The 24,616-nt window shown below is 64.8% G+C and carries 22 protein-coding genes; 6 read left to right on the top strand and 16 right to left on the bottom strand.

Features of this window, described 5'->3' with window-relative positions; genetic code table 11:
* The first annotated feature begins 225 nt into the window (after positions 1–225).
* The 4 genes from KYK29_RS05580 to KYK29_RS05565 all read left to right on the top strand — a co-directional run bounded on the left by KYK29_RS05580 (position 226) and on the right by KYK29_RS05565 (position 5,123).
* On the top strand, positions 226–1,707 hold the full coding sequence (locus tag KYK29_RS05580) for a sugar ABC transporter ATP-binding protein (RefSeq protein WP_254689841.1): 1,482 nt from the start codon (positions 226–228) through the stop codon (positions 1,705–1,707).
* 59 nt (positions 1,708–1,766) lie between these two features.
* The gene (locus KYK29_RS05575; RefSeq protein ID WP_254690089.1) at positions 1,767–2,741 is read left to right on the top strand and encodes an ABC transporter permease; all 975 of its coding nucleotides are present in this window, start codon (positions 1,767–1,769) and stop codon (positions 2,739–2,741) included.
* Positions 2,742–2,767: 26 nt separating this feature from the next.
* A complete protein-coding gene (locus KYK29_RS05570; protein WP_254689840.1) occupies positions 2,768–3,808 on the top strand; it encodes a substrate-binding domain-containing protein in 1,041 nt (346 codons plus the stop codon).
* A 70-nt stretch (positions 3,809–3,878) separates the two neighbouring features.
* Positions 3,879–5,123: an LVIVD repeat-containing protein gene (locus KYK29_RS05565; RefSeq protein ID WP_254689839.1), complete on the top strand. Its 1,245-nt coding sequence runs from the start codon at positions 3,879–3,881 to the stop codon at positions 5,121–5,123.
* Between the two features lie 46 nt (positions 5,124–5,169).
* On the opposite strand, the gene KYK29_RS05560 is transcribed toward KYK29_RS05565, so the two are convergent.
* The 7 genes from KYK29_RS05560 to KYK29_RS05530 form a co-directional block, all read right to left on the bottom strand.
* Positions 5,170–5,394 (bottom strand): hypothetical protein, encoded by a 225-nt coding sequence (locus tag KYK29_RS05560; RefSeq protein WP_254689838.1) that lies wholly within the window; start codon positions 5,392–5,394, stop codon positions 5,170–5,172.
* Positions 5,395–5,398: 4 nt separating this feature from the next.
* Positions 5,399–5,674 carry a hypothetical protein gene (locus KYK29_RS05555; protein WP_254689837.1) on the bottom strand — a complete coding sequence of 92 codons (276 nt, stop codon included), beginning with the start codon at positions 5,672–5,674 and terminating at the stop codon, positions 5,399–5,401.
* 30 nt (positions 5,675–5,704) lie between these two features.
* Positions 5,705–7,519 (bottom strand): AfsR/SARP family transcriptional regulator, encoded by a 1,815-nt coding sequence (locus tag KYK29_RS05550; protein WP_254689836.1) that lies wholly within the window; start codon positions 7,517–7,519, stop codon positions 5,705–5,707.
* Between the two features lie 8 nt (positions 7,520–7,527).
* Positions 7,528–7,977 carry a helix-turn-helix domain-containing protein gene (locus KYK29_RS05545; RefSeq protein ID WP_254689835.1) on the bottom strand — a complete coding sequence of 150 codons (450 nt, stop codon included), beginning with the start codon at positions 7,975–7,977 and terminating at the stop codon, positions 7,528–7,530.
* Positions 7,978–8,082: 105 nt separating this feature from the next.
* Entirely contained in the window at positions 8,083–8,880 is a 798-nt protein-coding gene (locus tag KYK29_RS05540; RefSeq protein ID WP_254689834.1) for an amino acid ABC transporter ATP-binding protein, read from the bottom strand.
* The gene (locus KYK29_RS05535; protein WP_254689833.1) at positions 8,877–9,557 is read right to left on the bottom strand and encodes an amino acid ABC transporter permease; all 681 of its coding nucleotides are present in this window, start codon (positions 9,555–9,557) and stop codon (positions 8,877–8,879) included. The genes KYK29_RS05540 and KYK29_RS05535 overlap by 4 nt, the downstream gene beginning before the upstream one ends.
* 104 nt (positions 9,558–9,661) lie before the next feature.
* On the bottom strand, positions 9,662–10,435 hold the full coding sequence (locus KYK29_RS05530) for an amino acid ABC transporter substrate-binding protein (RefSeq protein WP_254689832.1): 774 nt from the start codon (positions 10,433–10,435) through the stop codon (positions 9,662–9,664).
* A gap of 248 nt (positions 10,436–10,683) precedes the next feature.
* Here KYK29_RS05530 and KYK29_RS05525 point away from each other — a divergent pair, with 248 nt between their 5' ends.
* The gene (locus KYK29_RS05525; protein ID WP_254689831.1) at positions 10,684–11,826 is read left to right on the top strand and encodes a gluconeogenesis factor YvcK family protein; all 1,143 of its coding nucleotides are present in this window, start codon (positions 10,684–10,686) and stop codon (positions 11,824–11,826) included.
* Here the strand turns inward: KYK29_RS05525 and KYK29_RS05520 are convergent.
* The 9 genes from KYK29_RS05520 to KYK29_RS05480 form a co-directional block, all read right to left on the bottom strand.
* Positions 11,804–14,485 (bottom strand): bifunctional diguanylate cyclase/phosphodiesterase, encoded by a 2,682-nt coding sequence (locus KYK29_RS05520; protein WP_254689830.1) that lies wholly within the window; start codon positions 14,483–14,485, stop codon positions 11,804–11,806. The genes KYK29_RS05525 and KYK29_RS05520 overlap by 23 nt on opposite strands.
* A gap of 131 nt (positions 14,486–14,616) precedes the next feature.
* Complete coding sequence (locus KYK29_RS05515) at positions 14,617–14,943, bottom strand: Dabb family protein (protein WP_254689829.1); 327 nt, start codon at positions 14,941–14,943, stop codon at positions 14,617–14,619.
* Positions 14,944–14,952: 9 nt separating this feature from the next.
* Positions 14,953–16,608, bottom strand: coding sequence for a GMC family oxidoreductase (locus KYK29_RS05510; RefSeq protein WP_254689828.1), 1,656 nt, complete (start codon positions 16,606–16,608; stop codon positions 14,953–14,955).
* 36 nt (positions 16,609–16,644) lie between these two features.
* Positions 16,645–17,424 carry a 3-ketoacyl-ACP reductase gene (locus KYK29_RS05505; RefSeq protein WP_254689827.1) on the bottom strand — a complete coding sequence of 260 codons (780 nt, stop codon included), beginning with the start codon at positions 17,422–17,424 and terminating at the stop codon, positions 16,645–16,647.
* The gene (locus KYK29_RS05500) at positions 17,421–18,929 is read right to left on the bottom strand and encodes a GMC oxidoreductase (RefSeq protein WP_254689826.1); all 1,509 of its coding nucleotides are present in this window, start codon (positions 18,927–18,929) and stop codon (positions 17,421–17,423) included. The genes KYK29_RS05505 and KYK29_RS05500 overlap by 4 nt, the downstream gene beginning before the upstream one ends.
* A 7-nt stretch (positions 18,930–18,936) precedes the next feature.
* Entirely contained in the window at positions 18,937–20,082 is a 1,146-nt protein-coding gene (locus tag KYK29_RS05495; protein ID WP_254689825.1) for an ABC transporter ATP-binding protein, read from the bottom strand.
* 6 nt (positions 20,083–20,088) lie between these two features.
* Positions 20,089–20,970 (bottom strand): carbohydrate ABC transporter permease, encoded by an 882-nt coding sequence (locus tag KYK29_RS05490; RefSeq protein WP_254689824.1) that lies wholly within the window; start codon positions 20,968–20,970, stop codon positions 20,089–20,091.
* Entirely contained in the window at positions 20,967–21,848 is an 882-nt protein-coding gene (locus tag KYK29_RS05485; protein ID WP_254689823.1) for a carbohydrate ABC transporter permease, read from the bottom strand. Before KYK29_RS05485 ends, KYK29_RS05490 begins: the two co-directional genes overlap by 4 nt.
* 153 nt (positions 21,849–22,001) lie before the next feature.
* A complete protein-coding gene (locus KYK29_RS05480; protein ID WP_254689822.1) occupies positions 22,002–23,252 on the bottom strand; it encodes an ABC transporter substrate-binding protein in 1,251 nt (416 codons plus the stop codon).
* Positions 23,253–23,548: 296 nt separating this feature from the next.
* Between KYK29_RS05480 and KYK29_RS05475 the strand changes: the two genes are divergently transcribed.
* Positions 23,549–24,604, top strand: coding sequence for a LacI family transcriptional regulator (locus KYK29_RS05475; RefSeq protein ID WP_437437218.1), 1,056 nt, complete (start codon positions 23,549–23,551; stop codon positions 24,602–24,604).
* Positions 24,605–24,616 lie beyond the last annotated feature (12 nt).

The raw sequence follows: 24,616 nt of genomic DNA, 5'->3' as shown, positions 1-24,616 counted from the left end.
AGGAAATAAGCGTCGTTTTCCAGCGCCCCGGTGACTTTTCGGGCAGCTTTCATGCATCGGAGCGGGGATCTTCGGGTCAGGCGGGCGGGCGGACGCCGTTTGCGGAGGAAAGGGGGCCGTTGATGGAATATTTTTCCTTTCCTGAGCGGGTGCGGGCAATGGCCATGCTTGCCTTTTCGTCCCGACGCCTGCCAATTCGGCTTTCCTGAAACCGGACGGGTCGCGATGCCGCTTCTTGACGCTCAATCCCTGTCGCGGTCGTTCGGCTCGACCCGCGCGCTCGTCGATCTCTCTCTCGCCATCGAGGCGGGCGAGATTGTCGCGCTGATGGGCGCCAACGGCGCGGGAAAGTCCACCTTCGTCAAAATCCTTTCGGGCGTGCTGGCCGCCGATTCCGGGCGGGTGACCTTCAAGGGCCGCCCCTTTGCGCCGGCCGATCCGGCGGCTGCGACGGCGGCCGGCGTGGTGACGGTGCATCAGTCGACGGATCTTGTCGGCATTCCCGGCCTGACGGTGGCCGATGCGCTGATGCTCAACCGCTTCGTCGATCCGCGCCAGCCCTTCTTCGTTTCGCGTCGCCATGTGCGGCGCGAGGCGGAGGCGATACTGCGGGAGGCAGGTTTCGACCTGCCGGTCCATCGAGATTTTGCCGATCTGGCGGCCGCCGACCGACAGCTTGTGGCCATTGCCCGCGCGCTCGCCAACAAGGCGGAACTGCTGATCCTGGACGAGCCGACGGCGAGCCTTTCGGCAAGTGAATCGCAGCGGCTTTATGCGGCCTTGCTGGATCTCAAGCGGCGGGGCATCGCCATTCTCTACATTTCCCACCGCACCGCCGATCTTGCGGCGCTCGCCGACCGGGTCGCGGTGTTGCGTGGCGGCCGTGTCGTGCAGACTTTCGCTCAGCCGGTGGATTTCGATGCGGCCATCGAGACGATGATCGGACGACCGCTTTCCTCCGCCCGGCCCGACGCGCGCGCCGGCGAGGGCGAGGCGATATTCGAGATGCAGGATGCGCGGCTTCTTGCGGCAAGCGCGCCTTTCGACCTGACGCTGCGGCGCGGCGAGGTCGTCGCCGTGACGGGTGTTCTCGGGGCGGGCAAGAGCCGGCTTCTTTCGGCGATCTTCGGCAGCGGCCGGCTGGCCGCGGGACGAATGCGGCTTGCCGGCCAGCCCTATGCGCCCGCCACGCCGCGCGCGGCCATCGAGGCGGGCGTCTCGATGGCGGGGGAAGACCGTCACCGTTCCTCGCTGATGCCGGCCGGCTGGCCGGGCGAATCCATCGCCGCCACCATCGCCCTGCCGCATCTGAAGCGCTGGTATCCTTCCGGGTTTCTTGCGACGGGGCGGGAGCGGGCAAGGGCGGAGACGGCGATCGACCGGCTCGGCATCCGCGCCGGCGGCCCGCTGGCCTCGGTCTGGACGCTTTCGGGCGGCAACCAGCAGAAGGTGGTGCTGGCCCGATGGGAGGCGGAGCCCGGCAAGCTTCTGCTTCTCGACGAACCCTTCCAGGGGGTCGACGTCGGCGCGCGCCACGATATCATCACCGCCATCCGCAGCCACGCCGACCGCGCGACGCTGATCGCCACGTCCGATCCGGAGGAGGCGATCGAGGTCGCGGACCGCGTGCTCGTCATGGATCATCACAGTCTGCGCGCGGCCCGGCCCATCGCCCGCGCCCACGCGCTTGAGGAAAATCCGTCATGACACCGGCAAAGAACGAACGCCCGGAAAACAGGGAGGCGGCAGCCGCTTCCGGCGAGGCCATGCGCGAATTCCTGCGCGCCGGCGCCGTCTTCATCCTGCTCTTCGCGATGGTGGTCGGCTTCAGCGTCGCCCAGCCCGCCTTCATCAACATCAACAATCTGATGAGCATCCTCCAGGCCGTTTCGGTGGTCGCCATCCTCGGTGCGGGCGTCACCGTCACGCTCTCCGTCGGCGGCTTCGATCTGTCGATCGGCGCGGTGGCCGCCTCCAGCGTCATGGCTGCGAGCTATTTCATGATCGTCTGGGGGCTTGGGGCTTTCTCCACGGTGATACTGGTGCTCCTGCTCGGGGCCCTGATCGGTTTCGCCAACGCCTTCCTGATCGTCCGGCTCAAGGTGCCGGACCTGCTCGCCACCCTATCCATGATGTTCCTGCTGACCGGCCTCCAGCTTATTCCGACCGCGGGGCGCTCGATCTCGCCGGGGCTGATCCTTCCCGACGGTTCGACGGCGACCGGCAAATACGATCCGCTGTTCCTGCTGATCGGCCGGTCGAGCCTGTTCGGGGTGGTGCCGCTGCCGGTGGTGGTCATGGCGGTGGTCGCGGTGGTGCTTTTCGTGCTGACGGAACGCACGCGCATCGGGCGACTGCTTTTTGCGACCGGCGGCAACGAGCTTGCGACGCGGCTTGCCGGTGGCCGAACGGATCGGCTGAAGACGCTCGCCTATGTCATTTCCGGTACGCTGGCAGCGCTCGGCGGCATCGTGGTGGCGGCCCGTGTTGGGCGTGGCGACGTGTCTTCCGGCTCGTCGCTGCTGATGGATTCCGTCGCGGCGGCGCTGATCGGCTTTGCCGTGCTGGGGCTGCGCCGGCCGAATGTCTTCGGCACCATCGTCGGCGCGGTCTTCGTCGGCGTTCTGCTGAACGGCCTCACCATGCTGAATGCGCCCTATTACGCTCAGGACTTCGTCAAGGGCGCCGTGCTCGTCGGGGCTCTGGCGCTGACCTATGGCGTCGCCCGGGGCCGATCCTGACCTTTTGGAAAACCAAGGAGATACCCATGAACGGATTTGTGAAATCGCTGACCGGCGCCTTTGCCGGTGCGCTGCTTCTGACAGGTCAGGCGGGGGCGGCGGGGCTGGAAGGCGCGCCGGCGCCCTTCGACAAGGGCGACGTCGATATCGCTGTCGTGAGCTTCCTCGGGGCGGGCGACTGGTTGCAGGCCTTCGAGGCGGGCGTGAAGCGACAGGCCGATGCACTGGGCGTGACGCTCACCGTTTCCCAGGCGCGCAACGACAACGACACCCAGCGCAGCCTCGTCGAACAGGCGATCAATCTCGGCGTCGACGGTATCATCATCAACAACGGCCGGCCGGAAGTGCTGAAGGACGTGGCGCAGAAGGCGCTCGACGCCGGCATCAAGGTCGTCGCCTATGACGTGGACCTCGACAATCCGCAGATCCCGCAGATCGAGCAGTCGGACGCCGACATGGCCCGCCTCGTGCTTGAACAGGCGGTCAAGGACAAGGGCGAAGGCTTCGTTGGCGGTGCGGTCTATGTCGCGGGTTTTGCGCCGCTCGACCGTCGCTACGCCGTCTGGCAGGATTTCGTGAAGTCGCATGATCTCACGGAAAAGGCCGTCTGGGGCGTGGTCAATGATACCGTTCCGGCTTCCGTCGCCGACCAGACGAAGGCGATCCTGCGCGCCAATCCGGATATTTCCGTCATCTTCACGCCGTGGGACGAATTCGCCAAGGGCGTCAAGCTTGCCATCGACGAACTCGGCACGTCTTCCAACGTCAAGATCTACGGCGTCGATATCTCGACCGCCGACATCCAGCTCATGGCCGAGCCTGACAGCGCTTGGGTGGCGACCGCCGCCACCAATGCCGCCGTCGTCGGCGAAGTCTCGGTCCGCGCCGTTTCGCTGGCCATCGCCGGCCAGTTTCCCGGCCGCTCCGTCCTGCTCCAGCCGACGCTCGTCACCCGTGACGATCTCGTGGACAACGGGATATCGACCATCGAGGAACTACAGCAGAAGTTCCCGGCTTTCCTGAAGAGCGATGCGGCCACCGCCGACTGGATCCCGGCGCTCAACTGAGCCCCGATTTTCAGCAACCGGAACGTCGCGCCGGCGGCGTTCCGTTTCCTCATGACAGAAGGATTGCGCCATGACCCTGCCGACACCCGATTTTGCCCGGAACATGAAGCTGATCGGCCATTCCGATATCGGCGGGCGCGGCGACGGTCTTCAACTCATGGTGCATCGCGGCTTCGCCTATGTGGCGCACCCCTGGTCGCAGGGGTTTTCCATCGTCGACCTGCGCGACCCGAGGAACCCGGGCGAGGTGACCTATGTGCCGGCGCCGGCCAATACCTGGAACATCCATCTCCAGACCCATGACGACCTGTTGCTGGTGATCAACGCGCTCGACCTCTTCGCCGACGTCGAGACCTTCGCTGACGAGAAGACCTATTACACGAAATCCGTCGGCGAGAGTGTGGAGGGCGCACGGAAGAAGCGCGCCTGGACGGCCGGCATGACGGTCTATGATATTTCCACGCCCGACCGGCCGCGGAAGATCGGCCAGCTCGATGTGGACGGCGTCGGCTTTCACCGGCTCTGGTATGTCGGCGGGCGTTATGCCTATGCGTCGGCGCTGCTCGACGGCTTCACCGATTATATTTTCGTCACCATCGACATGGCCGATCCGGCCCGGCCGGAACTCGTCGGGCGCTGGTGGCTGCCCGGCATGAACAAGGCGGCAGGCGAAAGCCCCGCCGCGCCGGCCGGCCGGCGTCATGCGCTGCATCATGCGCTCGTCGCGGGCGATACCGCCTATGCCTGCTGGCGCGATGGCGGGCTGACGCTGCTCGACATTACGGATCACGCCGCGCCGAAGCTGATCAGGCATCATAACTGGTGCCCGCCCTACGGCGGCGGCACGCATTCGCCGCTGCCGCTTGTCGGGCGCGGCCTTCTCGTCGTCGCCGACGAGGCGGTGCTCGACAACGAGGAGGACGGACGCAAGCACACCTGGGTGTTCGATATCCGCGAACCGTCGAACCCGATCAGCATCTCGACCTTTCCGATCCCGAATGAAATCGACTACGCGAAGAAGGCCGGCCACTTCGGTCCGCATAACCTGCATGAGAACCGGCCGGGAAGCTTCGTCTCCGACACGCTGATCTTCGCCACCTGGCAGAATGCGGGCATCCGCGCCTTCGATATCTCCGACCCCTACCGGCCGGTCGAGACAGGCGCGTTGGTGCCCGCCGCTCCGCGCCGCATGACCGACAAGCGGCCCGGCCGCCCACAGGTCATCCAGTCCGCAGACGTTTTCGTCGATGCGCGCGGCCTGATCTACGCGACGGACTACAACGCCGGGCTCGAGATCATCGAATACGGCGGCTGAGATCGTCCCCGGTTGTCCGGGGATGTAACGGCCGCCGGAGGCGGCTTCAGCAAAGCGCGGAGCGGTTGATCAGAATGATGTCGCCCGTTGTCAGCGTTGTGCGCGACGTGTCGTCGATCTGGTCGAGAACCGCCTCCAGCGCCTTCTCCAGGCAAACCTCAACGACTTCGGCGTCGAGCGATCGGGACGATTCCAGCGCATAGGCCACCAGACGGGCGAGCGCCATCAGTTCGGTATCGCGGTCTTCGGTATCGCAGGTTTTTCCGTGCATTGCCCTAACACCCCCCATGTCTCCCTCGATAAGAGGGAGAGTATAGCCCCGATGGACGATTTTTGCGCGTGATATCGGCGTGACACACGTGGAATGGGAAACCGCTGCCGCCGCTAGGCCCGGAGTTGTCCGAATGCCTCGCGCCGGCCTTGCGCAAGCCGTTGGCGGCGGCCAGATCGCCGCTTGCGGGCGGCTCGACCGCCGTCACCGTGCCGGCGTCGAGATCGGCGATCCAGTGGCCATCCTGCTCTTCAAGATCCAGAACGACGATCTTCGCCATGGGAGACCGCTTTTTCCCTGCCTGGAACGATCAGAGGCCGGCCTTCCTGAGGCCGGCATAATAGTGCTGCCTTTGCCATTCTTCCTTGATGGGCACGATCGCCATCCAGCTATCGAGATCGAAATCGGGATGGACCTCATAGATGCGGCGGATGAACAGGCGGGCCTTGCGGGTTTCGCCCAGCATGGCGAGGGCCGCTGCGGAGATGCGGTCGGCCGGTGTCTTGTCCTTCATGCGGGCGATAAAGGCGAGCGCGCCCTGATAGTCGCCGAGCGAGTAGCAGGCGCCGGCCGCCGTCCAGAAATACTCGTCCGGCGGCATCGGGTTCAGGTCGATCGCCCGCTCGATCTTCAGCAAGCCGGCTTCGGGACGCGAGGCCTGCACCAGCGTATCGGCATGGCTTGCGATGACATTGGCATAGTGGGGGCTCAATTGTTCGGCATGGTTGAGATAGGCCTCGCTTTCGTCGAATTGCCGGGCGTAGAGCTTGACGACGCCCAGCTCACGATAGGCGGAAGGCAGGGTCTCGTCCGCCTTGACCGCCGCCTCGGCATAGTCCTCTGCCTGCCGCAGCAGTTCCCCGTCGCCGCGCGCGGTCACCAGCCATTCGAGAAAATAGCTGCGCGCAAGGCCGCCGAGCGCCGGTGCATAATCGCTGCTGGTGACGAGCGCCTCGCGAAAGCTCTTGCGTGCGCGCCGCACATGGCGCAGGTCGAGGTTGCCGAGCAGGCTCTGGCCGGACAGGAAGGCGCGATAGGCCTCGCAATCGCGTTCGTAGTCGCCGCGTGCGGTTTCGTTGCGCTCGATCCCATCGGCGATGGCGGCGGCGATGCGGCGGGCAATGGCCTCGCGGGCATGAAGCAAGGTGTCGGAGCGCAGGGGAAAGCGATCGGCCCAGATGATCTCGTCGTCGCCGAAGAAGATCAACTGGGCGAAAAGCGTGTAGCCGTCGCCTTCATCGTGCAGTCTCGTTTCGAGAATATAGCTGATCCGGTGGCGCGAATAGGTCGCGGCCTTGTCGACCTGGCGTGAGATCTGGGTGGCGGTATGCGGTGCAATGAGGGAGATCGAGCGCATGCTGCACAGGCCGATCGTCACATCCTCGATCAGCGCTTCCGCGAAGCGGCCTATGCCGCGGGTCGCGTGCGAGGTGACCGGCGGCAGCAACACGATACGCGGCTGCCTGCTGCGGGCGGCGGCAAGTTCGGCCTCGCCTGCGGGAACGATGACCGGCCGCGTTTGCGGCAGGGCGGCCACGGGACCGCGCGGCGCGGCGTAGCCGGTCAAAAGCGTGCGGATTTCCTCGTCGGCCGGATTGTTTTCGAGAAGCCGGAGGGTGGCCGAGGACAGGGCGGTGCGATCGCCCGGATCGTCGCGTTCGGCAAGCCGGAGTGCCGCCCGTCGCAGCAGGCCCCGGTGTCCCTCGCGCTGGGTGGCGATCCAGCTTGCCAGCGCTTGCGAACCGGGGCGTACGGAGCGCAGGAAATCGTCAGTCAGGAGGCGGGCGAGCAGGACGGGATCCGCCTCCTCGCCCATGGCGTCGATATCGCATTCCACCGGGTCGGGACCGAGCATCACCGTCGTATCGTCGAAGGCGAGATAGGTGCGGCCAAGCGCGCGCTGGCGCTTCGCCACCCGCCGGAGGGTCTGCCGCAGGTTGGTGAAGGCGGCGGCAGGATGGGCGTCGTCCCACAGAAGGAGCGCGATATCGCTACGCGTGGCCTGCTCCTGCCGACGCGCACGCAGAAAGCAAAGGATCAGCAGCGCCTTTTCGGGATAGACGATGTCAAGGCCGCCTTCATCGAGAAGGCGCAGCTGCCCCAGCGTTTGCAGGCGCGCGGGCATCGGGTTGATCAGATCCGCAATTCCGGCTTGTCGCCGGCTTCGCCGCGCTCGCCCGGCTGATCGCCGGTTGCGGCGTTGGAAAGCGCCGTGGCGAGCGAGATGATCGACTTGCGCACCTTCTCATCTCCGATCTTGAGGAAGGCGCGGTTGAGATCGAGCCCTTCCTTGGAGGCGACGAAGGACGAGATATCGCCTGGCTGGCCGGCAAGCTGAGCCCCTGCGGAAACCGAATCGTCCTCCTGGAAGAAGAACCCCGGCGGCACGCGGAAGACGTCCGCGATGGCCTGGAGACGGCTTGCGCTGATGCGATTGGTGCCCTTCTCGTATTTCTGCACTTGCTGGAAGGTGACACCGAGTCGATCCGCGAGTGCTTCCTGGCTCATGCCGATCATCAATCGGCGCAGGCGCACGCGGGAACCCACGAACACGTCGATCGGGTTCGGTGTTTTCTTGGTCATGACACAATACTCCTCTGGACGGCGTTCCGCTGACGCGGCGACCCGTCATGCGCCGATGACTCTGCGCGAAACGCCTCGTCGTTTCAACTGTCACGGAAAAGGAATTCACGTTTTCCGCGTGTCGTCGTCCGGTGAAGCGGCTTGCGGAGCCTGGGCCTGCGGGATGCCGAGGGAGGCGACGAAGCGCTTCGTGCGCTCCTTGCGGGGCGCGGTGAAAATATCGTGCGGGCTGCCTTGCTCGACGATGACGCCGCCTTCCAGGAAGACCACCGCGTCGGCGATACGCGAAGCGAGGCGCAGGTCGTGCGAGGCCATGATCATCGTCGTGCCTTCGCGAGCGAGCCGCGTCAGCACCTCGACGACCTCCTCGGCGAGTTCGGGATCGAGCGCCGAGGTGGGCTCGTCGCACAGGAGCACCCGCGGCGAAGGGGCAAGCGCGCGGGCGATCGCCACGCGCTGCTGCTGGCCGCCGGAAAGGGTGGCGGGCCAGGCGTCCGCCTTATGCGCCATGCCGACCTTGTCGAGCAGTTCCAGCGCCCGGGCGCGCGCCTTGTCGGCCGGCCAGCGCAGGACGGTGACGAGGCTTTCCATGACATTGGCGATGGCGGTCTGGTGCGGAAACAGCTGGAAATTCTGGAAGACCATGCCCGTCTGGCGACGCAGTTTCTGCACGGCCTGCCAGCCGACCTTGCGGCCGGGGGAAAATTCCAGCTTTTCGTCGCCGATGCGGATCGTGCCGGCGGTGGGGATTTCCAGCAGGTTGACGCAGCGCAGCAGCGTCGATTTGCCGCCGCCGGACGGGCCGACCAGCGCGGTCACCGTCCCCTCGCTCATCGTCAGGCTGATATCCCGCAGCACCGGGTTGTCGCCGAAGCGTTTCTCGATATGACGAAGCTCGATCATGACCGTGCCTCCAGGAAACCGCCGTAGCGGGCGAAACGGCGCTCCAGCCGCACCTGGAGGGCCGACAGCACGGAACTCAGCGCCAGATAGATCAGCGCCGCCTCGATATAGAGGATCAGCGGCTCATAGGTGGTGGCGACGATGCGCTGCGCCGTCTGGAAGAGTTCCGGAACGGTGATGGCGGCGGCAAGCGACGTGTCCTTGACCAGCGAGATGAAGGTGTTGGACAGGGGCGGCACGGCGACGCGGGCGGCCTGGGGCAGGATGGTGCGGCGCATCGCCTGCGACCAGCTCATGCCGATCGAATAGGCGGCTTCCCACTGGCCGCGCGGCACCGAGGAGATGACGGCGCGAATGATCTCCGACGTATAGGCCCCGACGTTGAGGGTGAAGCCGATGAGGGCGGCCGGGAAGGCGTCGAGCAGGATGCCAAGGCTCGGCAGGCCGTAGAAGATGACGAAGAGCTGCACCAGCAGCGGCGTGCCGCGGATGACCCAGACATAGAACCGCGCGACCACGGCGAAGGGGGCAGGGGCGAACAGGCGCAGGATTGCGGTCACCAGTCCCAGCGCCAGTCCGAAGGTGAAGGACAGCAGCGTGAGCGGAATGGTGAAGGAAAGGGCCGCCCACAAAAGCGGGACGAGCGAGTCCGTCATCAGTTGAAGCCAGGGCGGCACGGGGGATCCTCCGGATATGGAGAGGCCGGGGCGATCCCCGGCCGTCTTGCATCAGTATGAATGAGGAAACGGCGGGTGCGAAGCCGCCGACCGGTCGTCCGGGCCTATTTCGAGACGTCCTGTCCGAAATATTTTTCCGAAATCGCCAGATAGGTGCCGTCCGCCTTGATCTCGGCCAGCGCCTTGTTGATCGCCTCAAGCAGTTCGGGCTCGCCCTTGCGGATGATGACGCCGGAATAGTCGGCTCCTTCCTGGGTGGCGACGATCTTCACCTTCGCGTCGGGCTTTTGCTTCTTGAAGTCGAGGAAGGACAGGCTGTCGTTGATCGTCGCGTCGGCGCGGCCGGTCAGCACGAGCTGGATCGACTGGTCGAAACCGTCGGTTCCGACAAGCTCCGCGCCGGACTGTTCGGCGAGCCTGCCGAAATTGCTGGTCAGCGACTGCGCCGACTTCTTGCCCTTGAGATCATCGAAGCCCTTGATGCTGTCGTCGTCCTCGCGCACGATCAGCGCCGCCTTGGAGGCGATATAGGGCTCGGAGAAATCGTATTTCTTCTTGCGCTCCTCGGTGATGCCGACCTGATTGATGACCGCGTCGTAGCGGTTGGCGTCGAGGCCGGCGATCAGGCCGTCCCATTTGCCTTCGAGGAACTCGGCCTTCACGCCGAGACGCCCGGCGATGGCCTCGCCGATTTCGACGTCGAAGCCGACCAGCTTGCCGCTGGTGTCGTGATAGGTGAAGGGGGCGTAGGTGCCTTCGGTGCCGATCTTCAGGACGCCGGCCTGCGTGACGGCGGCGAGGTTTTCGCCGGCCAGCGCCGGAGCGAGTGCGGTCGCCTGAAGCGCGGCGGCAAGAGCGAGGGTCTTCAACCAGTTCATTGTCAGCTCCAATCGTGGCTGGTGGGTTCGATGGGCGATTGATTGCAGAAATCCATCGGAAACGATGGGTAGAAAACTGCGAATAAATTCGCCAAAGGCAAATATTTTTTCCATGCCCGCAGTGGCCCGTTTCGAAAGCGGTCCGCAGGCCCGGGTGCCGGCGGCGGGCCGGATGCTTGCGCGCGCCGGCGGCCGATGTCATTTTCGCCGGGCCGCACGGGTGCGGCCGCAAATCGCAAGGAAGCCTGATGGCAGACGACCCCATGCCGCATATCGTCCTTTTTTCCGGCGGGACCGCCTGCCGCTCGCTCAATCTCGCGCTATGCGGCCTGCCGCTTCGCCTGACGCGGGTGGTGCCGGCCTGGGACAGCGGCGGCAGTTCCAGGATCATCCGCGAGAACCTGAACGTGCTTTCGGTCGGCGATATCCGCCAGGCGCTGATGACCATGGCCTATGGCGAGGGACGCGCGGGCGATGTGGTGAAAGTCTGCAATGCCCGGCTGACCAGCGGTTCCACCGAGGATGCGCGCAGCGAATTCGCCTTCTATGCGGAGGGGCGGCATCCCCTGCTGGAGCGCATGGAGCCCGGCCTGCGGGGTGCGATCCTCAATTATCTCGGCACGTTCCGCGCGGCGATCGGCCCGGATTTCGACTTTCGCAACGGCAGTATCGGCAATTTCATCCTGACCGGGGCGCATCTTGCCCATAACGGCGAGATCAATACGGCGATCTTCGTCTTCCGAAAGCTCTGCGACATTGCGGGGCATGTCTGGCCGTCCTCGACGATGAACGGCATCGATCTTTCCGCGGTTCTGAACGACGGCCGCCGGATTGCCGGCCAGCATCGTGTGACGGCGCTCGAAGCCGGCGAGGGAAGCGCCGGCATCCGGGAGATCACCCTTGCCGGTCCCGGCGGCGCGTCGGTCAGCGCCAATGAGGCGGTGCTGGAAAGCCTCGCGCAGGCCGACGCCTTCGTGTTCGGTCCCGGCAGCTTCTTCACCAGCGTGCTGGCGCATTTCTGCGTTGAAGGCATCGTGCCGGCGATTGCCGCCAATCGCCGCGCGCGCCGGATATTCATCGGCAATATCCTGCAATGCCGGGAAACGCAGGGGTTCGACGCGGCGCGGATGCTGACCGTCGCAGGCGCTGCCTGGCGCGACAACGGCGGCGAGGATACGCGTCCCTTCACCCATGTTCTGGTCAATCGCCAGCTGCTGCCGTTCCAGAAGACGGTCGGCGCCTTCGCTTATCTTCAGGAAGGCGACCTGGAGGAGGCTTCGGCCATGCTCGCGGCGGAAGTGCTGCTCGGCGAGTTCGAGGATCCGTGGCAGCGCGGCCAGCATGACGGTGTCGCGGTCGCGCGTGCGCTCACGTCGCTCCTGCGGCCCTGAAGCGAGGCGTCGCCTCGTCGAGCCACGACCGGGACTGCGCGAAGACGAGGAATTCCTCCGCCGGCATCGGTCGTGCGAAGGCGTAGCCCTGGAGGGCGTGACAGCCGAGCCTGCGCAGCAGTTCGGCATGGGCCAGCGTCTCCACGCCCTCGGCGACGATCTCGATGCCGCGCACGCGGCCGATATCGAGGATGGAACTGACGAGGCTCTGCTGGGCCTGGGATTCCAGAAGCGGCAGGATCAGCCGCCGGTCGATCTTCAACCGTTTCGGCGACAGTTCCAGCAGGCTGACGATGGAGGCGTGGCCGGTGCCGAAATCGTCGATCTCGATATCGATGCCGAGCGCCTTGATCTCCTCGATCGCCTGTTTCAGGCTGGCGTCGGCGCTGTCGAAGGAAATCGATTCCAGCAGTTCGAACGTCAGCAATCCGGCCGGAATGTTCATGTCTCGCAGCTTGGCCGTGAGCGTTTCGTCGCGAAGCCGCTGGCAGGAGACATTGACGGAGACGCGCGGGATGTCGAGCCCCTGCGCCCGCCAGCGCATCGCCTGGAGCAGCGCCTGATTGAGGATCGCCTCATCGATGCGGGAGACGACATTGAGATTTTCGGCGACCGGCAGGAAGACGTCGGGGAAAATAAGCCCCCGGGTGGGGTGCCGCCAGCGCGCCAGCGCCTCGACGCCGACGATCTCCAGCGTCCGGGCGTCGAACTGGGGCTGGAAGAACGCCTCGAATTCCTGCCGCTCCAGGCCGCGCAGGATATCGTCGCCGAGGCGCTTGGCCTCGACGGTCCGCAGGCGCAGTTCGTCGTTGAAGCTCTCGACGCAGTTGCGGCCGCGGCGCTTAGCCTCGTAGAGCGCGATATCGGCGTTGACCAGAAGCTGTTCGGCGGTTTCCCCGGTATCGTTGCGGGTGGCGACGCCGACGCTCGCGCCGATGCGGCAATCGTGGCCGGCGACCGTGAAGGGCTCGTTGATCGCCCGCACGATCCGGGTCGCCAGCGCTGAAAAATCGGTGACGGTGGGGTCGCGCCGCGACAGGAGGACGAATTCGTCGCCGCCGATGCGGGCGATAAAGTCTTCCGGCGGCACATGCGAACGCAGGATGGCGGCGGCGTTTTTCAGCACCTCGTCGCCGGCGGCATGGCCGAGCGTATCGTTGATGTCCTTGAAGCGGTCGAGATCGATATGCAGGAGGGTGAGGGGGCCGTCGCCGCCGCGATTGCTTGCAAGCGCCAGTTCCTGGTCGAGAAAGCGGCGGTTGGGCAGGCGTGTGAGGGCGTCGTGCAGCGCATTGTGTTCGAGCACGAGGCGGGCGTCCTCCAGCGCCGTGTTCTGCGCTTCGGCGGTGAGCTTGGCGTTCAGCAGTTCGGCCTGTAGCTGGATATCCTCGGTGACGTCCCAATTGGCGCCGACCATCCGGTTCCCGCCCGAGGGCGTGCGATAGGTGATGCCGTGGGCGCGGATGTGACGGGTGCGCCCGTCGGCGCTCAGGACGCGGAACGCGGTTATATACGGTGTTTTGTCCTCCAGCGCCTGCTCGAACCGCTGGGTCGCCGCTTCGAGATCGTCGGGATGCAGCGCGGCGCGCCAGTCCTCGTAGCTACAGACCTGTTTTTCCCGGGCAACGCCGTAAAGCTCGCGCATGCGCCGGTCCCAGGACAGCGTCCCGGTCTTGGCGTCATATTCGAAGACGCCGACGCGAGAGGCGTTGAGTGCAAGCTGCAACCGCTGGGAGACGGTTTCCAGACGGTCCTCACGGTCCTTGAGGGCGAGAAGATGGCGGTGGCGATCCTTCATCAGATAGCCGACCCAGAACATCGGCATGACGATGATGAAGCCGAGCGCGGCCAGCGCCAGCCGGAAGGGGCCGAGGCCGGAAACCTGGTTCCAGCCGCCGAGCGGAGACGCCGACAGTGTCCACTGGTCATGGCCGAGATTGATCGCGGTGACGACGGGCGCGCTATCGACCGGTGTCGCGGTTTCGAAGAAAACCCCGCCGGGGCGGCCGTCGTGCGCGCCGACGGAGAGCGAAACGGCGATCGGCAGGTCCGTGTCCTCGAAACCGCTGACGGTGAGCAGTTCATCCAGATCGATGACCGCCGAAGCAATGCCCCGGAACGTCTCGCGATCCTTCTCGTTCTTGTAGAGCGGATAGCGGGCGATGACGCCAAGACCGCCCTGCACCAGTTCCACCGGTCCCGTGACCAGCGGCTGGCCGCGCTCCTTGACGAGAAGGGCGGCCGCCCGCTGCGCCTCGATCTTGCGGTAGTCGAGGCCGATCGAACGTTCGTTTCCCTTCAGCGGATAGGCAAGGGTGACGACCATATTCGGCGCGATGGCGAGATTGCGAAGCTGCGCGTCTTCGCGAAAAATGCGGCGGGCCAATTCTGAGAAGTGCTCCGGCGCTATGTCCGGCTCGACGGAAAGCGTTGCGATCAGCCCCTGCACGAGCTTGATATTGCCGAGAATATTGCCCTGAAGGCGGGATTGCAGCCGGCCGAGCTGTTCCGTGGTGAAGGAGCGGAGGTATTCTTCCTCAAGCTGGCGTTTCTGCATATCGGCGAGCACGACGGCAAAGCAGACGGCAACGGCGACGACCAGCGCCGGAAGATAATATCCCAGTCCGTCGACGGCTCTTCGCATGGCATGGCGCATCATTGCGTCTCGTTCGTCCGTGTTCCCCGACCGGCGCGTTTTGGTTGCGCTCGTCGCAGGACAGTGTCACGCGTTGCTTAATATTTGCTGACGGTGAAATATCGACTTTCCGGATGCGCGTGACGGACCGGCGGTCATGCCGGACGATCGTCGATCTCCAGATCGTAGACGAGGATGCCGGCAAGGCCCCCTTCGGCGGCGGCGGCAAGCCGCGCGCCCGTCGCCCGGTGCGCGGGGTCGTCCAGATAGGCGTCACGGGCGAAACTGTCGGTGAAATCGACGATGAAACCTTCGCCGAACCCCTTGTCCATGCCGGCTTCCGGGCTGACGTTGGCCCCGATATGGACGGCGGCGATGCCCGGCAGCCGATTTTGCAGCGCGGCGATCTCGTTGAACAACTCCGCCTTGTAGGCGGAGGAAATGGTCGGCTTGAAGCGGATGAAGACGCAGTGGCGGATCATGGCTCTGTCCTATCTCACATCGTTGCGGGCGCGCGGACGGGCGTCGTTGCGCTCATGGAGAAAGATCTGCGGCGGCAGCGGCGGCACGCCGCGGATCAGGTCCGCGCCCTTCTCGCCCACCATGATGGTCGGTGCGTTGGTATTGCAAGAGGGAATGCGCGGCATGACGGAGCTGTCGCAGACGCGCAGGCCCTCGATCCCGTGCACCTTCAGATCGAGACCGACGACGGCGTCCGCGTCCGTTCCCATCTTGCAGGTGCCGACCGGGTGGTGGTCCGTCTTGGCGTTGGCGCAGCCGTAGTCGAACAGGTCCTCGTCGGTGACCGCCTTCGGTCCCGGCAGGCGCTCGGCCATGACGAACGGCTTCAGCGCGGCCTGTTGCATGATCTCGCGGGCGATCTTCAGCCCCTCGATGGACATTTTCCGATCGTGCGGATCGTCCCAATAGTTCGGATCGATGAGCGGCGCTGCGGCGGGATCGGCTGCGGCGAGCCGCACCGTGCCGCGGGAGCGCGGATGCAGATAGGCCGAATTCAACGTCACGCCGGCGTTCTTCAGCTTTTCCACGCCCGCCTCGATGCCGGAGCCGAGGCCGAGATGGAACTGGATATCCGGCGAGCGGGCATCGGGGTCGGCATACCAGAAGCCGCCGGTCTCGAAGAGCGAGGAGGCGACGGGACCGGAGCGGAACAGCACATATTGCAGGCCCGCCCAGAGCGTGCGGTGCCATTTGGCGACGCCGTCATAGGTGTGATCGCCGGTGCATTCGGAAATGACGAAAAGGTCGAGATGATCCTGTAGATTCGAACCGACGCCGGGCAGGTCGTGCCGGACCTCGACGCCGACCGATTTCAGATGATCGGCCGGACCGATGCCGGATTGCAGGAGCAGCTTCGGCGAGCCGATGGCGCCGGAGGAGACCAGCACCTCGCGCTCCGCCCGGATGGTCTCGAGCCTGCCGCCCGCCACCACCTCGACGCCGGTTGCGCGCGACCCTTCCAGCAGGATGCGGGCGACGCGGGCGCCGGTGCGGATGGTGAGATTCTTGCGGTCCCTGACCGGGGAAAGATAGCCGAGCGAGGCGGAGGAACGGCGGCGGTTTTTCTGGGTCAGCTGATAGAAGCCGACGCCCGCCTGCCGGTTGCCGTTGAAATCGTGGTTATAGGGAATGCCGAGTTCCTGGCCCGCACGGATATAGGCGTCGCAGATCGGCAGCGCCGAGACCGGCATCGAGACGCCGAGCGGTCCGCCGTAGGAATGATAGTCGTCGGCAAAGCGCTGGTTGTCCTCGGCGCGTTTGAAATAGGGAAGGATTTCCCGGTAGCTCCAGCCTTCGCAGCCGTCTTCGCTCGCCCACAGGTCATAGTCGGCGGCGTTGCCGCGCGTATAGAGCTGCGCGTTGATCGAGGACCCGCCGCCGATGACCTTCGCCTGCGTATAGCGCAGCACACGGCCTTTCATGTGTTTCTGCGGCACGGTCTCCCAGCCCCAGCTGGCCACGCCCTTGGTCATCTTGGCGAAACCCGCCGGCATGTGGAAAAGGGGGTTCCAGTCGCCGCCGCCGGCTTCGAGCAGCAGCACGCGAACGGTCGGGTCTTCCGAAAGCCGGTTCGCGAGAACGCAGCCGGCAGGTCCGGCGCCGGTGATGATGTAGTCGTAGGTCATGCCCTGTCCTCAAGATTTCCAAGCGGGTGCGTCGGCTCAAAGTCGCCCGATCGACAATCCCCCGTCGAGATTGATCACCGAGCCGGTGGCGAAGCCGAAGCGGCCGGTGGCAAGGGCCGCGGCGGCCGCGCCGATATCGTCCGGTTCGCCCCAGCGCTTCATCGGCACGAGGCCGTCTTCGATCAGCGCATCGTATTTTGCCGAGACGCCGGCGGTCATGTCCGAACGGATGATGCCGGGCCGGATCTCGAAGACGGCAATGCCGGTTTCCGCCAGACGCAGGGCCATCCCCTGGCTGAAGGCGGCCAGTCCGGCCTTGGTCATGCAGTAGTCGAGCCGTTCGGGGGAGCTAAGGGTCGCCGATACGGATGTGATGTTGATGATCGAGCGCGGGCCGGTGGCCTCTTTTGCATGCAGCATCGCCCGCAGCACGGCCTGCGTGAAGAACACCGTGCCGCGCAGGTTGGTCGCGACGATCGCGTCGAAATTTTCCGGCAGCAGATCGAGGAAATCGCCGCGCACCACGGAGGCGACGCCGGCATTGTTGACGAGGCAGGCGATCGGTCCGAGCCTGTTTTCGATTTCCGCGACGGCGGTCGCGTGGCGGGAAAGATCGGCAAGGTCGCTCTTGAGATAGATCGCCCGGCCGCCCGGGACGGCAAGTTCGGCGAGCATGGCGTCGGTCGCCGCGTCGCTGTCGCCGATGCCGGTGATGGCGATGTCGAAGCCTTCCGCCGCAAGGGCTCTTGCGATGCCGAGGCCGATGCCGCGGCGGCCGCCGGTGACGATGGCGACGGGGCGTGGTGTGGTCGTCATGCGGCTAGATCCCTGGACTTGATGTGGTCGGCGGTGCGCAGCGCCTGGGCCGCGACCGTGAGCGCCGGGTTGACCGCCGCCGAGGTCGGAAGAAAGGCGGCGTCGACCACGAAGAGGTTGGGGTGCTCATGGCTGCGGCACCAGATGTCGAGCGGCGCGGTTGCCGGATCCTTGCCGATGCGCACGGTGCCGCACTGATGCGAAGGTGTCCGCTTGTCGAAGGCGCGGGCGAGCACGAGCGGGAATCCCGCCCTTCTCAGCGCGGCCTTGAGTTTGGCGACAAGGTCGAGATGGGCCTGCCAGTTGGTGCGCGTCCATTTCAGGACGATCCGGTCCCGGTCGACCATGATGCGGCTTTCCGGATGCGGCAGGTCCTCGCTCATCGCGTAGAAATCGATGGCGCGGGATGCTACCTGATCGAGGAGCCATTCCGGCACGGCGGGCATGTTGGCTTTCAGGATCTTTCCCGAAACGCGGCCGAGAAGTTGCACATTGCCGAGTGGTGGGCCGCCGTTCCCGTCGGAGAGATAGTAGTCGTTGAAGCCGAAGCTCTTCTGATAGACGGACGTATTGCGGTAGAATGGCGAGACGCCGATCACCGCGCTTGAATTGTGGTTCATGAAATTGCGGCCGACCTGGCCGGAGGTATTGGCAAGGCCGGCCGGGAAGGCCTCCGAGGCCGAACGCAGGAGCAGCACGGCGGATTGCACCGCGCCGGCCGAGAGGATCACCATCTTCGGCGAGATACTCGCCGCCTCGCCGTCCCGGACATAGTGGACGGTCGAGACGGTGCGCCCGTGCGGTGCCGTGGCGAGCCGCGTGACCCGGCACCGGGTGCGCAGTTCGACATTCGGATGCTTCAGCGCCGCGGCGATGCCGACGCTTTCCGCGTCCATCTTGCCGTCGTCGCAGTTCGGATGCGCGTCCCAGGGCGTTTTGCCCCTGGCGAGCCAGCGGTCGATGTCGACGCCGAGCGGCAGGGAATAGGGGTGCAGCCCGTCGGCTTTCATCCGTGCCCGGACGCTGGCGATGGCCGGTTCGTCCGGAACCGGTGGAAAGGGATAGGGGGCGGAATGATGCGGTTCGGTCGGGTCCTCGCCGAGCGCGCCACGCACGTTATAGAGCGTTTCGGCCGCCGAATACCACGGCTCCAGTTCTTCATAGGGGAACGGCCATGCGGGCGAGACGCCGTCGCGGTGGCGCATCTCCTCGAAATCCTCCTTGCGGTAGCGCACCAGAACCGCGCCGTAGAATTTCGAATTGCCGCCGACATTGTAGTAGTTGCCGGGGTTGAAGGCCGTCCCGTCCGCCTCGTACCACATTTCCCGCGGGCGAAAATGGCCGCGCTGGAAGATGGCGCGCTGATCCCGGTTTTCCGGGCAGTCGGCAAGGTGGTCGCCGGCTTCGAGGATGACGATCCTGGCGCCCGTCGGGGCAAGGGCGGCGGCCATCGTGGCGCCGCCGATGCCCGAGCCGATGATGACGATATCCGGTTGCGTGCTCATGGCGTGCTCAGGCGATGCGCAACTGGCTTGCGGGGTCGAAGAACACCGCCTTGTCGAGGTTGAAGGCGAGACGCGCCGTCTGGCCTGCCGCGATGGCCGCATCGGCGCGCAGCCGCGCCACGATCGCCTTGCCGCCGAGATGGATGACGGCGAACGTATCGGCGCCGGCCGGCTCGACCACGTCGATCAGGCAATCGCCTTCCGCGACGGTGCGTGCGTTGCGATCGGCGCTGTCCGGATCGGTCAGGGCCTCCGGACGGATGCCGAAGATCACTTTCTTGCCGTGATAGTTCGCAAGGCCCGCCGGTGCGTGCGGCATGCCGAGAACCAGAGGCTCCTCGTGCTGCCGGTCGAGCGCGACGGAAAGGCCGGAGCCGTTTGCCTCGACCGTGCCCGTCAGCAGGTTCATGGCGGGTGAGCCCATGAAGTCGGCGACGAATGTATTGGCCGGGTTGTTGTAGATTTCCGCGGGCGAGCCGAACTGTTGCAGCACGCCATCCTTCAGCACGGCGATCTTTGTCGCCAGCGTCATCGCCTCGATCTGGTCGTGCGTCACATAGACGATGGTCGTACCCATGCGCTGGTGAAGGCGCTTGATCTCGGTGCGCATGTCGACGCGCAGCTTCGCATCGAGGTTCGACAGAGGCTCGTCGAAGAGGAAGAGCTTCGGATTGCGCACCAGCGCCCGGCCCATGGCGACGCGCTGGCGCTGGCCGCCGGAGAGCTGGCCGGGCTTGCGGTCGAGCAGATGGCTGATCTGGAGCATGTCGGCGACCTGTTTGATCGCCTTCTCGCGCTCGGCCTTCGGCACGCCGCGGATTTCCATGCCGAAGGCGATGTTGCCGGCGACCGTCATGTTCGGATAGAGCGCATAGGACTGGAACACCATGGCGATATCGCGCTTGGACGGATGCAGGCCCGCGACCGAACGCTCGTCGATGGCGATTTCGCCGGAGGTGATCGGCTCCAGCCCGGCGATGGTGTTGAGCAGCGTGGACTTGCCGCAGCCGGAAGGGCCGACGAGCACGAGGAAGCCGCCTTCCTCGATCTCCAGATTGATATCCTTCAGGATTTCGAGCGAACCGTAGGATTTGCGCAGGTTGCTGATCTTCAGGAACGATGCGGGCGTGGAAGACATGTGCGTGGAAGACATGGGGCGTTATCCTTTCACGGCGCCGGACATCAGGCCGCGCACGAAATAGCGTCCGGAGACGATGTAGACGATGAGGGTGGGCAACGCCGCGAGGATCGCGCCCGCGAAATGCACGTTGTATTCCTTCACGCCCGTCGAAGAGGAAACGAGGTTGTTGAGCGCCACCGTCATCGGCGTCGTCGAGGCGCCGGAGAACGAAGCGCCGAACAGGAAGTCGTTCCAGATGTTGGTGAACTGCCAGATCACCGAAACGACGATGATCGGCCCGGAAGACGGCAGCAGGATGCGGAGAAAGATCTGAAAGAAGCTTGCGCCGTCGATCTGCGCCGCCCGCACCAGTTCGGTCGGGAAATTTTCATAATAGTTGCGGAAATAAAGCGTCGTGAAGCCGATGCCGTAAACGACGTGCACGAGGATCAGGCCCCAGAGCGAACCGGCCAGCCCCAGCATTCCCAGAATGCGCGCCATCGGGATCAGCACGATCTGGAAGGGGATGAAGCAGGACAGCAGCAGCAGGCCGAAGAAGACGTTCGACCCCCTGAACTGCCACTTGGTCAGCACATAGCCGTTCAGCGCGCCGATGACGGTGGAAATCGCCACGGCCGGCACGACCATCAGGATCGAGTTGATGAAGAAGGGCCGCAGGCCGGTCGGCTGCACGCCGATCTGCGCCGTCGACCAGGCGGAAAGCCAGGGCTCGATCGTCCATTGCCGCGGCAGGTTCAGCATGCCGCCCTGGCGGATTTCCTCAAGCGGTTTCAGCGAGTTCACCAGCATCACGTAGAGCGGCAGCATGTAGTAGACCGCAAAGACGATGAGCGCGGTATAGATCAGCACGCGCGTCAGCCTGTTGTGCGAGATGACGTTGTCGGGACTTTGAGCGCTCATCGGCCTTTGCCTCCGCGGATTTCGGAATAGAGGTAGGGGATGATGATCGAGAAGATCATGACCAGCATGATGATCGCCGAGGATGCGCCGATGCCCATCTGGTTGCGGGTGAATGTGTAGGAATACATGAAGGTGGCCGGCAGTTCGGTCGCCTGTCCCGGTCCGCCGCCCGTCAGCGCCACGACGAGGTCGTAGGCCTTGATGGCGAGATGGGCGAGCACGACGAAGGCGGAAAGGAAGACCGGCCGCATCAGCGGAATGATGATGCGGCGATAGATGGTCGTCGTCGAGGCGCCGTCGATCTGGGCTGCCTTGATGATCTCGTTGTCGACGCCGCGAAGGCCCGCGAGGAACATCGCCATGACGAAGCCGGAGGACTGCCAGACGGCGGCAATCACCACGCAGTAGATCGCATAGTGGCGATCCTTGATCCAGTTGAAGGAGAAGCTCTCCCATCCCCACAGATGCATGGTGTTCTCAAGCCCGATGCCGGGGTCGAGGAACCATTTCCAGGCGGTGCCGGTCACGATGAAGGAAAGCGCCATCGGATAGAGATAGATCGGCCGGAGAAGGCCCTCGGCGCGGATCTTCTGGTCGAGCAGGATGGCGAGCCCCAGTCCCAGCACGGAGCAGATGATGATATAGAGCGAGGCGAATATCCCCAGATTGGTGATCGCCCGCCACCAGTGCGGCAGAGCCCAGAGCTTGGAATAGTTGCTCAAACCCACGAAGTTGTAGGAAGGCAGCATCTTGCTGTCGGTTACCGACAGGTAGCCCGTATAGGCGATGAAGCCGTAGACGAAGACGAGCACGATAAGAAAACTGGGCGCCAACACGAGCTTCGGCAGAAGCTCCTGTAGCCGGCTTCGGCTATCCATGGTCGTTACCACCGTTGAAATCGGGTTGCAGGGCGGCCCTTGGCCCCCTCGTCCGGCTGCCGTCCTCCTTCTCCCCAAAAGGGGAGAAGGAGTCTGCCGGGAGGTTCGGATACCCTCTCCCTTGCGGGGAGAGGGTAGGGAAGGGGCTTGCCCCTATTGCGCCGCCTCGACGGCTGCGACCAGTTCCGTCACCGCTTCCTCGGAGGAAAGATCGCCATTGAACTGGCGCGTCACCACGTCGTAGATCGCGTTCTTGACGGAGGCCGGATTGGCATGGCCATGGCCCATCGAGCCATAGAGCGTGCCGTTGGCGTTGGCTTCGGCGAGATCCTTGATCGCCTTCTTGCCGCAGTCGTCGAAGTCGGTGTCGGGCACGTCCGTGCGGGCAGGCGCCGAACCCTTGACCACGTTGAAGGCGGACTGGAAGACCGGGCTCTCGATGGCGGAGGCCATCGCCAGCTGGGCCGGCACCTTGTCCTCGGCGACCTTGAACATGGCGAACTGGTCGGAGTTGAACGTGACGGACCCCTGGGTGCCGGGGAAGCGCATGCAGACGAAGTCCTCGCCGGGCTTCTGCTCGGCCTTGATGAATTCGCCCTTCGCCCAGTCGCCCATGAATTGCAGTCCGGCCTTGCCCTCGATCACCATGGCGGAGGCGAGGTTCCAGTCGCGGCCGGAGAAGTTGTCGTCCACATAGGAGCGCAGTTTCGTCATGCGGTCGAAGGCTTCCTTCATCTGGTCGCTGCCGAGCGCCTCGGGATCGAGATCGATGAAAGCCTTCTTGTAGAAGTCGTTGCCGAGCGACAGAACCACGGCGTCGAAGATCGTCGCATCCTGCCAGGCCTGGCCGCCGTGAGCGACCGGGGTGATGCCCTGCTCCTTGAAGTTGTCGAGGAGGGCGACGAGTTCGTCCCAGTTTTGCGGCTCCTTGCCGCCCGCCTTGTCGAGAGCGGCCTTGTTGATCCACATCCAGTTGGTCGAATGCACGTTAACCGGGGCGGCGATCCAGTGGCCGTCATATTTGGAGAACTGCTGGAGCGCGGTCGGGATCACCTTGTCCCAGCCTTCCTTCTCGGCGATTTCGTCGAGATTGCCGAGGGCACCCTCCTTCGCCCAGTCGAGGATGTCGAAGCCGAGCATCTGCACGGCGGTCGGGGCGTTGCCGGCCGTGACGCGGGCGCGAAGCACCGTCATGGCTTCCGTGCCGCCGCCGCCGGCGACCGGCATGTCGGTCCAGGAGATGCCCTTGGATTCCAGATCCTTCTTCAGGACATCCAGAGCCGCGGCTTCGCCGCCGGCCGTCCACCAGTGCAGAACCTCCACATTTTCCTCGGCATTGGCGGACAGGCCGCCCATGCCCAGCATCACCGCCGCAATGGCGGTCGTCGTCAGAAACTTGCGCATCGTTTTCCTCCCGTTTGCAAGTTTGCGGGCGGAAGATTTCTTCCGCCGGCCGATAAGGTGCCCTGAGTGGCCCCGGAGTCATTTAAAACGTTGTAAATTTGCAGAGTCAAGCCGCAGCGGCGATGCGGCAATCCGCCGTCCAGTACAGGTCGAAATACTGGAAACATGGCGGTTTCAGGTGATTTTACGGGTTGCGCATCGGGTATGGCAAACGTTTTAAATTTTATGAGCTGCAAGATTGCCGCGGGCGGGCGGCCTCTGTATGGTTCGGTCGACCGATTGACCCAAATTGAAGAATGCCGCCGGTGTCCCGCATAGTGAAGTCCGACGAACCCGTCCGAACCGGCCCGCGCGCCGGCAAACCCACGCTGCGGACCATCTCGGAACTCACCGGCCTTGCGGTGACCACCGTCTCGCGGGCGCTTGGCAACGCGCCGCAGATTTCCGAAGCGACCCGCCAGCGGGTGCATGCGGTGGCCGCGGAAATCGGCTACCTGCCGGATCGCGCCGCCCAGCGCCTCAAGACCGGGCGCACCAATGTCATTTCCGTTCTGCTCGACCCGCATGAGGAAATCCTCGGCTTCGGCACGTCGATCATTCATGGTCTCGGCCGTGCGCTCCAGGGCACGCCCTACCATCTCATCGTCACGCCGACCTTTCCAGAGGACGGCAAGCTCGATCCGGTCAACTACATCATCCGCAACGGCATGGCCGACGGCCTGATCTTTTCGCGCACGGCGCCTTTCGACCCGCGCGTGCGGCTGCTGCTTGAAAACGGCTTCCCCTTCGTGACGCACGGACGCACGGAATTTTCCACCCCGCATGCCTTCGTCGACTACGACAATGTCGCCTTCGCCTATGAGGCGACGAAGCGGCTGATCGCCAAGGGACGCCGGAAGGTGACGATGATTCCGCCGCCGAAGCGACTCACGTTCCACCAGCATATGTTGCACGGTTTCATGACGGCCGTGCGAGAGGCGGGCGTCGCCTATGAAATTCCCGAAGAACTCGACCTCGACTGTTCCGCCGACGTCATCCGCGACTACATGCGCCGGCGCAGCGCCGAGCCGGATGCGCCCGACGGCTTCGCCTGTCCCGGCGAGGTTTCCGCTCTCGCCACGATCACCGGCATGAGCGACAACGGGCTGACGCTCGGTCGCCAATACGACATCGTCGCCAAGCAGACCTCGCGGCTGCTCAGCCAGATCCAGCCCAAGGTCGAGACGATCTACGAAGACCTGACGGCGGCCGGCGAGGCCATGGGCCGGCTGCTCATCAAGCGCATCGGCGGCGAACCGGCCGAGGGGTTGCACCTGCTCCAGAGCCCGCAGCTTGCCTTTCCCACGAACTGACGCAAGGGGAGC

The sequence above is a fragment of the Shinella daejeonensis genome, from assembly GCF_024281235.1.
Lineage (GTDB): Bacteria > Pseudomonadota > Alphaproteobacteria > Rhizobiales > Rhizobiaceae > Shinella > Shinella daejeonensis.
Note: the sequence above shows the minus strand (reverse complement) of the source record. Positions and strands in the feature narration are given on the sequence as shown.